This is a genomic window from Mesorhizobium sp. 113-1-2 (genome assembly GCF_016756475.1).
GTDB lineage: Bacteria > Pseudomonadota > Alphaproteobacteria > Rhizobiales > Rhizobiaceae > Mesorhizobium > Mesorhizobium loti_C.
This window is the reverse complement of sequence record NZ_AP023242.1, coordinates 3,723,754-3,737,680: the sequence shown is the minus strand read 5'-3', so window position 1 is coordinate 3,737,680 and position 13,927 is coordinate 3,723,754. Positions and strand designations below refer to the sequence as shown.

At 65.5% G+C, this 13,927-nt stretch carries 3 protein-coding genes; 1 reads left to right on the top strand and 2 read right to left on the bottom strand.

The features are described from left to right. Positions 1–46: 46 nt before the first annotated feature. Together JN279_RS18080 and JN279_RS18075 are read right to left on the bottom strand one after the other, a co-directional pair. Positions 47–6,103, bottom strand: a complete 6,057-nt coding sequence (locus tag JN279_RS18080; RefSeq protein ID WP_202353533.1) for a translocation/assembly module TamB domain-containing protein — start codon at positions 6,101–6,103, stop codon at positions 47–49. Positions 6,104–6,105: 2 nt separating this feature from the next. Then, on the bottom strand, positions 6,106–8,034 hold the full coding sequence (locus JN279_RS18075) for an autotransporter assembly complex protein TamA (protein ID WP_096447598.1): 1,929 nt from the start codon (positions 8,032–8,034) through the stop codon (positions 6,106–6,108). A gap of 271 nt (positions 8,035–8,305) precedes the next feature. Between JN279_RS18075 and JN279_RS18070 the strand changes: the two genes are divergently transcribed. After that, positions 8,306–13,804 carry an alpha-2-macroglobulin family protein gene (locus JN279_RS18070; RefSeq protein ID WP_096447600.1) on the top strand — a complete coding sequence of 1,833 codons (5,499 nt, stop codon included), beginning with the start codon at positions 8,306–8,308 and terminating at the stop codon, positions 13,802–13,804. The last annotated feature ends 123 nt before the right edge of the window (positions 13,805–13,927 follow it).

Below are 13,927 nucleotides of genomic sequence, written 5' to 3'. Positions count from 1 at the left end.
ACCAGTTACGACAGCACCAGTCTCGGCCATGGTGAGGGCCAGCCCCTCAATATTCCTTTTCGTAGAAGATGCCGCCCTTGGCCTCGCCGGCGTCCGTCGCCTCGCCACGCAATTTGACGCCGCGCCCGACATTGAGGTCGATGGTCGCCTTGCCCGAACCCGGCTTGTCGCCCTTCTGGATGGTCACATAGGTGCGGTCGTTGAGATACTTGCCGGCCGAGACCGCCGTGCCGCCCTGGCTGTCCGTGGTCACGTCGAGATCGTCGACGCCGATGGCGCTGCGCAGGTTTTCAAGCAGCGAGGTCGATCCGCCAACGCCGGCCAGCTGCGCGGCGGCTTCGGCCAGTTGCGCGATCTGCAGCGGTGACAGGTTCGACATCGACCGCCCAAAGATCAGTTGCGCCAGCACCTCGTCCTCGGGCAGTGCCGGCACCGAGGAGAAGGTGAATTTCGGATTGGTCGCCTCGCCCGACACCACGATGGTGACGGTGGCGCTGGTCGTCGTCGTGGTCGCGGTCAGGTTGAGGTAGGGCACCAGCGAGCCGGAGAACCCGACCGTGCCTTCGGTGAAGGTCAGCCGCTTGCCGAGGATCGACAGCCGGCCGCGCTGCAGGGTGAAGGTGCCGACCGCCTGCGGCGACGAGGCCGGGCCGGTCAGCCTGAGCGAGCCGCCGAGTTCGGCATCGACACCCCTGCCCTGGATGAAGATCTGGTTCGGCGCGTTGACGGTGACGTCGAGCGCAAGCCCGCTGCCGCCGCTCTTGCCTGATGTCGTCGCCGGACGCAGCGCCTTGTCCTGCGCCCTGACCGCGCCGGGCGCGTTCTTGTGCTTGACGTCGAGCGCCGAAAGCGAGCCGGGCAATTTATCCGGAACCGTGATAACGGTCTTGGCGAGATTGACGGTGCCGGCAACCACCGGTGCCGATGTCAGCGGCCCCTTGATCGTCAGGTCGCCGCCGAGATTGGCGGTCACCACGCGTCCATCCGTATAGCGCCCGTCGGTGAGCTTGATCGAGAGGTCGGCCGGAAAACCTTGCGCCGGGTTGATGCCGACCGTGCCGCTGGCCGACAGGCTGCCGCGCGTCGACAAGGTTCCGGTCAGCCGGTTGATCCTGGCGACGCCGCCGCCGATCGAGACGTCGGCCGTGAGATCGTTGACGGCCAGCCCCGAGCGCGCATCGACGAGCCGCGCACCGGAAGTGTTGACGCTGCCGCCGATGACGGGCGATGTCGCCGGACCGCGCACCTGGACATTGACATTGGCGGTTCCCGTCAGCGCCAAGCCCTGCGCGGCAAGCTTCTGGCTGAGCAGGCCGAATGGCACGGCGCCGTTGAAGTCGAGCACCAGCGCCGGCGTGCCCGCCGTCGTCACCGTGCCGCCGCCCTTGAGGCCAAGGCCGCCTCCATCGCTGACATTGGCGTTGAAGGTCAGCTTGTTGCCGGCAAAGGTGCCGGAGGAGGATACGCTCACCGCGCCGACACCGGCACCGCGGGTTTGCGACGTCTGCACGCCGGCCGCGTCTATGTTGAAGGCAACTGCAGGGTTTGCCGGCGCGCCCGTCACCTTCACCGTGCCGGAAATCGAACCGGCGGCATCGAGACCAGGCGAGAAACTGTTGGCAAGCGACATCGGCACCTTTGCCAGCGTCGCATTGATGTCGAGCGCCTGCCCGACCTTGCCGGTGACAGTCGCCGTGCCGCCGCCAAGGTTGAGCACCAGCCGGTCCAGCGTTGTCGTGCCGTTGGCGATGCTGACCGTCGAGGCCTGGGCGATGGCCGCCTTGATGCCCTGGACGGTCGCCTGGCCGGAAGCGAGCTCGATGGTGGTGGTGCCGTTGGCCACCTTCACGCGGCCAGCCGCCTTGGCCGGAATGCCCTTGACCGTGGCGCCACCGGAAAAGCCGGTCCAGTCGCCGTCGCGCTTCAAATCGACATCGATGCCGCTGATCACGGTGCCGCCCGAGGTGACAGTGTCGGCGCGGATCTTGCCCGAGATCACCGGTGCGGCGAGATAGTTGGCGATCAGCGCGTCGATGGAAACCGCCTTCGCCTGCAAGTCGCCGCGCGTGATCGAACCGGTGGCCGCCTTGATGGCGACCTGTGGTGCCGCACCGTTCTTGGTGAAGGCGATCGTACCGCGCACGTCGCCTTCGGCCTTTTCCAGCGCCAGCGCGGCGAGCGGGCCGATATCGGGCAGGTCGAGCGAGATGGTGCCCTCAGGCACGAATTTGTCGTCAAGCGCCAGATCGCCCGAGATCTTGTTCTTGCCCAGCGACAGCAGCAGGCCGTTGATGGCGCTCTTGCCGTCCGCCGTCGCCAGCACCGCGCTGCCTTGCAAGGCCTGTCCCGCGACATTGCCGGTCAGTTGCACATTCGCCGCCGGGTTGGCGGCATCCGCCTTGCCGGTGGCGATGAGCTTCAGTCCGGTGATCTCGCGCTCCGCCACCAGCAGCCGATCACTGTTGACCGTCAGCGACAGGTCAGGCGCCATGGCCGGCCCCTGTGCATTCAGGGCAAAGGCAATGGCGCCCTTGGCGTCCTTGGACAAGAGCGAGATGTCGCTCAGCGCGCCCTTGATGTCGGCGGCCAGCTTGTTGTCGGCAAGGCTCGCTTGCCCGCCGGCGGTCAGCGCGCCAGAGGTCAGCTTCAGCCCATCGACATTGATACTGCCGTTGGGATCGCGCTTCAGCGTGGCGCTGATCTGAGCGCGTTCGCCAAGCATGCCGCGCGCCGCCGCCGGCAAGGCCGATGACGGGGCATCCGCGCTCAGCTTGAGGTCGATGGCGCCATCGCGCAGGGACACCTGGCCGGCGACCTGGCTGTTGAGCGCATCGCTCTTGAGCGAGCCGCTGTCGATGGCGACGCCGTCCGACGTCAGCCGGGCGTTCAGCGCGGCCGTCACCTTGCCGGCGATCAGCGGGGCGATGGCGGCATTGTCGAGACCGACCTTGTCCACCGACACCGTGCCGGAAACCGCTCCGGCGCGATTCCTGAGATCGAACGCATCCGAGTGCAGTGCCAGGACAAGCCCCTCCACCTTGGCCGGGCTGGTGGTCACTGAAGGCAGGATGGCGGGGACATCCAGGCGGGCCTGCGTGCTCTCACCCGCCATCTTTGCCGACAAGGACTTGACCTCGATCTTCACCGGGCTCTCAGCACTGCCGACCGTCAGCGGCAGGCTGGGGCCGGATGAGGTGAGATCCAGCGCAAAATCGCTGGCGCCGTTGGGATTGATGGTACCCGAAGCCGTGCCGGAGATCTTGTCACCGGTCAGCGTCGCATGGTCGAGGGCGACTCCGCCAGCCGAGGTATAGCTGCCGGCCGCATCGACAGCGAGTGGCCCGAGCCCGGCCTGGCGGGTCTGGCTGGTTTCGGCGCCGGCAAGCTGCGCATCGAACCGAACCTCCGGAGCAACCGGCATTCCCTTCACTTGCGCCGTACCACCGAGCGTACCCACGGCATCGAGGCCGGGCGAAAAATTATTGGCTAGAGCCGCCGGCAACGCGGAAAACTGCGCCGCAAGATCGAGCGTCTGGCCGGCGGTCCCAGACAGCATCACCGCACCGCCGCCGATATCGAGCGCCAGCTTGTCAATGCTGGTCGTGCCATTGGCGATGGTCAGCGTCGAGGGTTCAGCGATTGCCGCCTTGATGCCGCGCACCGTCGCTTCGCCCGAGGCGATCTCGACGCTAGTGGTGCTCTCGGCGATCTTCACCCGGCCGGCCGCGGTCGCCGGAATGCCTGCAATCGTGGCGCCGCCAGTGAAATTGGTCCAGTCTCCGTCGCGTTTCAGGTCGACGCCGATGCCGCTGACTTCGGTGGCGCCCGAGGTGACGCTGTCGGCCTTGATGGTGCCCGAAATCGCCGGCGCCTTGAGATAGTTGGCGATCAGCGCGTTGACGGCGATCGTCTTGGCCGTCACCTCGCCGCGCGCGATCGAGGTGCTCTTGGCATCGATGGTGACGGACGGCGCGTCGCCCTCCTTGGCGAAGTTGATGGTGCCGTTGATGTCACCCGTCACCTGCTGGCCGGCGAGTGCCGCCAACTGGTCGATTGCCGGTGCCGCCAGCGTCAACGTGCCGAGCGGCATGAACTTGTCGTCGAGCGCCAGGTCACCCGAAACCTTGTTGTCGCCGAGCGAGACCAGGAACCCGTTGATCGAGCGCTTGCCCTCGCTTGTCACCAGCGCCGCCTTGATGTCGAGCGGCTGGTCGTTGACCGCGCCGGTCAGCGAGACATTGGCCGAAGGGCTGGCTATGTCGGCCTTGCCGCTTGCCGTCAGCTTGATCGCCTTCACCGTCCGGCCCGAGGCCGTCAGGCTGTCGCTGTCGGCCGAGACGGTGAAATCCGGAGCCGAGCGCGGGCCGCTTGCCGACAGCGCGAAATCGACGCCACCGGCAACCGGCACGCCGACCATCGGCGACAGCACCGAAACATCGCCCAGCGTGCCCTTGATGTCGGCCTGGATATCGGTGCCTTGCGCGCTGGCGGTGCCGCTGGCGCTGAGCGAACCGGAGGTCAATGATATCGAATTGGCGGCGAACGCCCCTTGCGGATCGCGCGTCGCGGCGGCCGAGAATTTCACCCGCTCGCCGAGCACCGAGCTGATCTGCGGCGGCAAGGCGGTCGACACGGCGTCGGCATTCATCTTGAGCTGCATCGACAGATCGGCGAGCGCCACCGTCATGGTCAGCGAAGCGTTGAGCGCATCGGAGCGCAGCGTGCCCTGATCGATGGTGATGGCGTCCTTGCTCAGCGATCCCCCGAGGTCGACGTCGACCTTGCCGGTGATCAGCGGCGCCAGCGTCGCCACGTCGGTCCTCAGGCCACCCGCCGTCAGCTTGACGGCAAACGGCCCGGCGCGGCTCTGGATATCGAAGCCGTCGGAATGGATCTGCGCCGCAAGATCGTTGAGCTGGGTGCCGCCCGCCACCACCGAAACCAGCGAGGCACCGATGTCGATGATCGGCGCCTTGCCGTCGCCAAAGGCGCGGGCGGTGATGTTCCGGATAACCACCGTGATCGGCTGTGCTGCATTGCCCACGGTGATCGGCACAGGTGCGCCTTTGGCGGCAATTTCAACCGACAGATCGCTGGCGCCGGCCGGGTCGGCAATGCCGGTCGCGGTGCCATGTATGGCATCGCTTTCGATGCTGGCCCGGTCGACACTGATGCCGCCAGCTGTCGTGGCGGTGCCGGCGACGTCGAAGCTGGTTTTGCCGGCAAACAGCGGCCGCAGATTTTCCGGCAGGAAAGGCGCGAACGCGCCGTCGCCCTTGGCCTCGACGTGATTGCCCTTGTCGGTGAGTTGATGACGGCCCGTCAGCTGCGTGACGATCTTGCCGTCGACGATGAATGTGGCGATGCCGTTCCAGTTGGCAAGCGGTCCCGTGCCGGAGACGGCTATGTCGACCGGCGGCGTGTCGGGCAGCTTGAGCAGATTGGCGATGATACCACCTGCCGGCTCCGAAGCCTTGAGGTCGAGGTCGAGCCTGTTATCGGCCGGCGCAAAGTGGATCTTGGCGTCGACATTGCCTTGCTTGCCGTCGTGGCGGGTGACGTTGAGCGTCGTCTCAACCGCCAGCGGCGCGGCATCGGCCTTGAGCATTCCCTTGGCGGCGAGTTCGGCGATGCCGCTGCCGGCCAGCTGCTGGCCAAGGGCGATTTCCGGCAGGTCGATCTCTCTGATGTCGATGGAAACCGGCAGCGTCGTCGCGCCGCCACTCGGCGCCGGCGGGTGCGTGCCGGCCACCGGCAGGCGTGCCAGTTCGATGCGCTCGGCCGCGATGCGGTCGGCGGAGAAGTTTTTCGACAAAAGCGAAAGCGGCGACCAGTCGACGGCCACCTTGCGCGCCACCAGCCAGGCGCCCTGCCGGTCTTCCAACACGACATGATCGACGCTGAGCGCGCCCGACCAGATGCCGTCAATGCCGCTGACGGTGACCTTGCGGTCGTCGTTGGAGGCCAGCCGCGAAATGATGCCGGCGAGATTGTCGCGTCCGCGCTCGGTCTTGGTCAGCACGACCAACGCGCCGATCGCGCCCGCGACGACGATCAGCAGCGTGTAGAGGACAATGCGAAGGATGCGCCAGACCGTTTTCATCGTCAGAATGCCTGTCCGATGCCGGCATAGATACCGAAATGCGGATCGCTGGGATCGCGGTTGAGCGGCACGGCGGCATCGATGCGCAGCGGGCCGAACGGCGTCACGTAGCGCAGGCCGACGCCGGCACCGACCTTGACGTCGGAGAAATTGGGAACCGACCTGGTCGACACCGTGCCGGCATCGAGGAACGGCACGATGCCGATCGTGTCGGTGACGGCGATACGCATCTCGACCGAGGTCTCGAAGAAGGACAGGCCGCCGATCGGCTGGCCGGTGAAGTCCTTGGGGCCGATGCCCTGATAGGCATAGCCGCGCACCGAACCGCCACCGCCGGAGTAGAAACGCCGGTCGGCCGGAACGTTCTCCAGCCCGGTGCCGACGATCGAGCCGGCGGCGACGCGCTCGGCCAGCACGAATTTCGAGGCCGTATCCAGCGACTGATAGGCCGATCCCTCGCCCTTCAGCTTGAGGAAGGCAGCACCACTCATAATGTCGTAGCTCGGCTCGGCATAGGCCAGCACCCGGAAGCCGCTGGTCGGGTTCAGCCTGCTGTCCCTGTTGTCGTAGACATATTGCAGCGGAATGCTGGCGATCAGATAGGTGTGCTTGCCGAAGGCATCCGTGATCCTGGAATAGTCGAGCGCCACTTCGGCCGACACGGTCTGCTTCTTGTCCAGTTCGTAAGACAGGCCGGTGCTGCCCTTCACCGAGAAATGGTCGTACGCGTCCGGATGCTCGAGCACGGTCTTCACACTGGCAAAGAACTTCGATGCCGGCCCGATCACGCCGGGTTTCTCGAACATGATGCCGGCATTGTAGTTCAGCTCGGACAGATTGTTGTTGCCGATACCGCTGATGGCGCCGTCGATGCGCAGCTTTTCCGCGTGACCAAACAGATTGCGGTGCCCCCAATAACCTTCCAGACCAAGGCCTTCGGTATTCGAGAAGGTGCCGCCCAGCCCGAAATAGCGCGGCTTGCGTTCGCTGACCTGGACGCCGATCGGAATGTTGCCGTCGGCGTCGAGCTTGTCGGCTTCCTTGAACGTCACGCTGTTGAAGACCTCCAGCGCCAGCAGCCTGTCACGCGCGTCGCTGATCTCCTGCGGTGAGTACTGCTTGCCGCGCTTCAAGCCCGTCATGTACTCGGTGAAGTCGCGGTCGACCTTCTCGGTGCCTTCCACCGTGGTTGCGCCATAGCCGGCGACCGGCCCGGCGGCGACCGTCAACGTCACGTCGAGCGTCGAGGTGGCATGGTCGGCGACGATCTGCCGATCGGTCACCTTGGCCAACGGCCTGCCCTGCTCCTTCAGCGTCCGCACGATCAGCGCCTCGGCCTTGAGCACCGCGCCGGACCCGGCGTCGCCACCCGATATCAGGCCATAATCGGCGCTCATCAGCCCCGCCGCGTCGCCTTCCAGCCTGATCGTGCCAAGCGTGAATTTGGGACCGGCGGCGATATTGATCGCCACCGGAATGGGCTGCGGCCCCTTGAATTCGGCGTCCGGCGGCAATTCGTCGATCGGCTTGCCGTCGATGGTGATGGTGACCACGCCCTCGTAACGGGCATCGGCGTAAAGGGCCGCGACCAGCTGTTCACGGTCGCTGCGCGCCTTGGCCATCAGCCCGAGCGAGCCCGAAACCGGGCGGTCCTCGTCGCTTTTCAGCGCCGAGGCGTTTTCAAGCTTCTTGATAAGGTCCTTGTCGGCATCGGGCGCCGTGATGGTCACGGCATAGCGCAGCGGATCGACGATGTCGGCGTCCTCGTCGTTGGACGATCCCCACAGCTTGATGCCGAAAAGCTCGAAAGCAGCCGCAGGCTGTGATTCGGCAACCAGCGCGGTCGCGCACATCATGGCCAAAAGCAGGGTGCGCGGAAGCACGCGCCCTGGCGCGGTCCCCCCTGACATCTGCTCTTCATGCGCCGGCATTAAGACAACCTAGGTTACAAAACTAAAATTGGAATGAAGTTCTGAAGCGCTCGTAAAGGGGCCACAATCCAATTGTCTGAAATAGGACGGGCTTGGAATTCACACCTTTTGCGTCGCCGCAAGAATGCGTGATCCCCTGTCCTATGGAGGTACTACCGGTCATCGGCCGGAAAGGAAACCGTTGGCAGGCGGAACCCTGCCGCGTCCTGTGTTGACAAGCCTGACTGAAGCTTGAACATGCCTGGACGTCTGCAATTGTCTGGAGGGTGTTATGGCAATGCGCGCGGCTCGTGGTCTGTCGATCCTGATCCTTCTCTTCTTCGCCTGGGCCAACGTCTTAGCCTGGAACAGCGTCGCGCAGGCGGCCGAGGCCCGGCGAATCGCAACGACGGACAATTCCGACTATTTCGGCTTTGATCTCCGATCCGACCAGAATGTCACCCTCGACCAGTGCAAGACGACATGCCTTGGCGATCCGGCCTGCCGCGCCTTTACCTACAACACCAAGGCCAAATGGTGCTTTCTCAAATCCGACTACAATCAGCTGAAACCGTTCAGCGGCGCGATCGCCGGCAAGATCGTCAACATCGACGGCGATCCCGATATCGGCGCCCCGCCGGAACTCGCCTTCTTCCCCAACTGGATGGCCGATCAGGCCCAGCAATACCGCAACAGGCTGCTTGGCCCGGCCTTTGACAAACCGACCGAAGGCATGGCGGCCCTGATCAGCTCCGCCGAACAGGCCATGCTGACGGGCGACCATCGCTCCGCCATGCAGAAATACGAGGCCGCGGTCTCGGTGATGCCCGACGATGGCCAGCTCTGGCTCAATCTGGCGCGTGAAACGCTGGCCGTGCAGCCCGCCGCCAACACCTCCGAAGCGTCCACCTTGCCGATGAACGCCACTTCGGCCGCTTTCAACGCCTATAAGCTCTTGCGCACCACCAAGACGCGCGCGGACGTGCTGGCGCTGCTTGGCGCCGGCCTCGACAAGCGCGATCTCTACCGCCCAGCCTTGCAGGCCTATGAGGCGAGCCTTGCGCTGGTGACGTCGCCGGCCGTGCAGGCCGACTATGCGGACCTCAAGGCCCGCAAGGGTTTCCGTGTCATCGACCACAGTGTCGACGCCGACACCAGCGCGCCGCGCATCTGCGCGCAATTCTCCGAGGAACTGGTCAAGACCGGCGTCGACTATGCGCAGTTCGTGACCGTCGACAACGCGCCGCCGAAGGGCGTCGAGGCCAAGGACAAGCAGATCTGCGTCGAAGGGCTCGAACACGGCCAGCATTACGATGTCACCTTCCGGGCCGGCTTGCCGGCGGCCATCGGCGAAGTGACCGCCGCTCCCGTGGTGCTGTCGATCTATGTACAGGACCGCGCCCCGTCCGCCCGCTTCACCGGCGACAGTTTCGTGCTGCCGGCCGGCGCGCGCCGCGGCATTCCGGTCGTTACCGTCAACATGAACGCCGCCGAGATGAAGCTCTATCGCATCGGCGACCGTTCGCTGGCGCAGCTTCTGTCGGGCTACCAGTTCCTGCACCAGCTCGACAGTTACGACATCTCCAACATTTCCGAGCAGATGGGCGCACCGGTCTGGCAGGGCCAGCTCGACATCGTCAACGAGCTCAACAAGGAGGTCACCACTTCCTTCCCGGTCGACCAGGCCCTGCCGCAGCGCAAGCCCGGCGTCTATGTGCTGACCGCCCAGGCCGTCAACGACAAGAGCGACGATTACGGTCAGATGGCCACACAGTGGTTCGTCGTCTCCGACATCGGCCTGTCGACCTATACCGGCCAGGACGGGCTCAATGTCTTTGCCCGTTCGCTGGGCTCCGCCAAGCCAATTGCCGGCGCCGAACTGACGCTGGTTGCCCGTAACAACGAGGTTCTCGGCACCGCGACGTCGGATGCCGACGGCCACGCCGTCTTCAATCCCGGCCTGACGCGCGGTGACGGTGGCATGGTGCCGGCCGTGCTGATGGCCAAGCAGGGCGACAATGATTTCGTCTTCCTCGACATGTCCAAGGCCGGCTTCGACCTGTCCGACCGCGGCGTCACCGGACGCGCGGCGCCCGGCGCGCTCGACGTCTATGCCTGGACCGAACGCGGCATCTACCGCGCCGGAGAGGATGTCCATGTCGCCGCCCTTGCCCGCGATGGCGCCGCCAGGGCGGTCGAGAACCTGCCGCTGACCTTCATCTTCTCGCGCCCCGATGGCGTCGAGGACCGCCGCATCGTCAGCGACGGCGCTTCGGCCGGCGGCCACGCCGTCGACCTGCCGCTCGAACCCAACGCCATGCGCGGCACCTGGTCGGTGTCGATCTACACCGATCCGAAGCAGCCGGCTGTCGCCAGCCAGATGTTCCTGGTCGAGGACTTTGTGCCGGATCGCATCGAATTCGACATGAAGGCCGACAAGCAGGAAATCGAGCGCGGCGAAACCGCCAACATCAACATTGATGGCCGTTTCCTCTATGGCGCGCCGGCGGCGGGCCTGGCGCTGGAAGGCGAGTTGACGCTGTCGACGGCGCGCGACTGGGATCGCTTCCCCAACTTCTCCTTCGGCCTCGCTGACGAGCAGTCGGCGGAGCCCACGGTCACGCCGCTGACCAACCTGCCGGTGGTTGGCGATGACGGCAAGGCGACCTTCCCTGTTACCGTCGACCAGTTGCCCTCGACCACCAAGCTGGTCAACGGCAAGGTGACGGTGCGCATGCGCGAAACCGGTGGCCGCGCCATCGAGCGCTCGCTCAACATCAGCATTCGCCCGCAAGGCCATATGATCGGCATCCGTCCGGATTTCGCCGATGATGAGGTGCCGCAGGGCGGCACGGCCAAGTTCAGCCTGATCGCGGTCGATCCGTCCGGCAAGCGCGAGGCGCTGAAAGGCGCGCAGTGGACGCTGGTCAAGGTCGAACGCAATTACCAGTGGTACCGCAACAACAACTCCTGGAATTACGAGCCGGTCACCTTGACCAAGTCGATCGCCAACGGCCAGATCGACCTCAGCGCCGATGGCGACGCCACCGTCTCCGTGCCGGTCGACTGGGGCCAGTACCGGCTCGAGGTCGAGACCTCCGATCCCGAGGGGCCGGCCACCAGCTATGAGTTCGACGCCGGCTGGTATGTCGCCTCGACCACCACCGAAACGCCTGACGGCCTGGAAATCGCCCTCGACAAGGACAATTATGCCGCGGGCGAAGTGGCCAAGCTGAAGGTCTCGCCGCATTTTGCCGGCGAACTTCTGATCAATATCGGTTCCGACAAGCTCTTGAAGACCATCACGGCAACCGTGCCTGCCGGCGGCAGCACCGTCGACATCCCGGTCGGTGACGATTGGGGCGCCGGCGCCTATGTCACGGCAACCCTGTTCCGGCCGGGCGATGCGCAGGAGACGCGCATGCCGGCCCGCGCCATCGGCGTGAAATGGCTGACGGTCGATCCGGGCGCCAAGAAGCTCGCCGTCACGTTGACGCCGCCGGACAAGACGATGCCGCGCCAGCAGCTGTCGATCCCGGTTTCCGTGGCCGGCGTGCAGCCGGGCACAAACGCCTATGTCATGGTCGCCGCCGTCGATGTCGGCATCCTCAACCTGACCAACTACAAGGCGCCGGACCCGGAGAACTGGTTCTTCGGCCAGCGGATGCTGGGCATGGAGATCCGCGACATCTATGGCCGCCTGATCGATGGCTCGCTCGGCACCACCGGCAAGCTCAGGACCGGCGGTGACGGCGCCAACATGCAGGCGCAAGGCAGCCCGCCGACCGAAAAGCTGGTCGCCTTCTTCTCCGGTCCCGTTCAGCTCGACGCCGACGGCAAGGCACGGATCGACTTCGACATCCCGCAGTTCAACGGCACCGTGCGCGTCATGGCTGTCGCCTGGACCAAGGATGCGGTCGGCCATGCCCAGTCGGACGTGATCGTGCGCGATCCCGTCGTCATCACCGCCGGCCTGCCGCGCTTCCTCGCGCCCGGCGACGCCGCCGTCATGCGGCTCGACGTGGCCGACACCGACGGCCCGGCCGGCGACTATGCCTTCTCGATCGACACGACAGGCGACCTGTCGACGGGCGACAAACCCCTGCCCCAGAAGCTGACGCTCGCCCAGGGCAAGCGCCAGACGCTGACCGTGCCGCTGATCGCCAAGACGCCTGGCAATGCCTCGCTCACCATCAAGCTGGCGCATGCCGACGGCACCAAGGTCGAGCAGACGCTCTACGTGCCGGTGCGCCCGGCGCAATTGCCGGTCACCACGCGCCTTGTGGTCGACCTCAAGGGCAATGGCGGCGCGCTGCGCGTCGACAAGGAACTGCTTGCGGCAAGCCTGCTGGAAGGCGCTTCCGTCAGCGTCGGCGTTTCGCAGGCGGCGGCCTTCGACGTTCCGTCACTGCTGATGACGCTCGACCGCTACCCCTATGGTTGCGCCGAACAGACGACCAGCCGCGCCATGCCGCTCCTCTATGTCAACGAGATGGCGTCGGGCATCGGCATGGAAAGCGATCCCGACCTGCATGGCCGTATCCAGGATGCCATCTACAAGGTGCTGAGCTACCAGTCCTCGAGCGGCAGCTTCGGCCTGTGGGGTCCGGGTTCCGGCGATCTGTGGCTCGATGCCTATGTCAGCGAGTTCCTGACCAGGGCGCGCGAGCAGAAATACGACGTGCCGGCTCTGGCCATGAACCAGGCGCTGAGCAATCTGCAGAACTCGCTCGGCTACGACCAGAGCGTGCAGGACCGCGGCAGCGAGATCGCCTACGCCCTCTACGTTCTGGCCCGCAACAAGAAGGCCTCGATTGGCGATCTGCGCTACTATGCCGACACCCAGCTCGAAGCCTTCTCGAGTCCGATGGCCGTTGCCCAGCTGGCGGCGAGCCTTGCGCTCTATGGCGACACCCAGCGCTCGGAGGCGACGTTCAAGACCGCGCTGCAGCTCGCCAAGTCGCAGACCGACTACGACTGGTACCGCTCCGATTACGGCTCGGCGCTGCGTGACGGCGCGGCGATGCTGTCGCTGGCGGCGGAATCGAAGCCGGTTTCGTCGATCGTGCCGGAGCTGATCAAGCTGGTGACCAGGGAACGCGCCGAAGTGCGCTGGACCAGCACCCAGGACGATTCCTGGATGCTGCTGGCGGCCCGCGCGCTGAAGGAAGGCAATGACTCGATCACGCTGACCGTCAATGGCGCGCCGCATTCGGGCGGCTATTCCAACCAGGTCAACGGTTCCGAGCTCGTTGACAGCCCGCTCGAAATCGCCAACCCCGGCAAGACCCCGCTGCAGGCCGTCGTCACCACCGTGGCGTCGCCGATCCAGCCCTTGCCGGCCGGCGGTGACGGCTTCACCATCGACCGCACCTACTACAAGCTCGATGGCACCGAAGCCAATGTAACGGAGGCAACCCAGAACGAACGCTATGTCGTCGTGCTCAAGGTCACTGAGCAGAACAGCTGGCCGTCGCGCCTGCTGGTCACCGACCTGTTGCCGGCCGGCTTCGAGATCGACAATCCGGGCCTGGTCTCCAGCGCCCAATTGACGAACTTCTCCTGGCTGGCACAGACCGACGCCGCCCATCTCGAATTCCGCGACGACCGTTTCGTCGCGGCGTTCAACCCGGCCGACGGCGACCACGACCACAATCTGACGCTCGCCTATGTCGTGCGCGCCGTGACGCCGGGCACCTATGCTCATCCGGCGGCAACGGTGGAAGACATGTACCGGCCGCAATTCTCGGCCCGCACCGCCACCGGCATGATGGAGATCAAGGCGCCGTAAGGCGCCTTGGCGAAGATGAACACGCCGATGTCCGCAACAGTTGCCTTCTCCTCGTTCAACGGGGAGAAGGTGCCGGTCCACCCTCCGCAGCTGCAGCGCAGCTGCTGCGGAGGACGGGCAGGC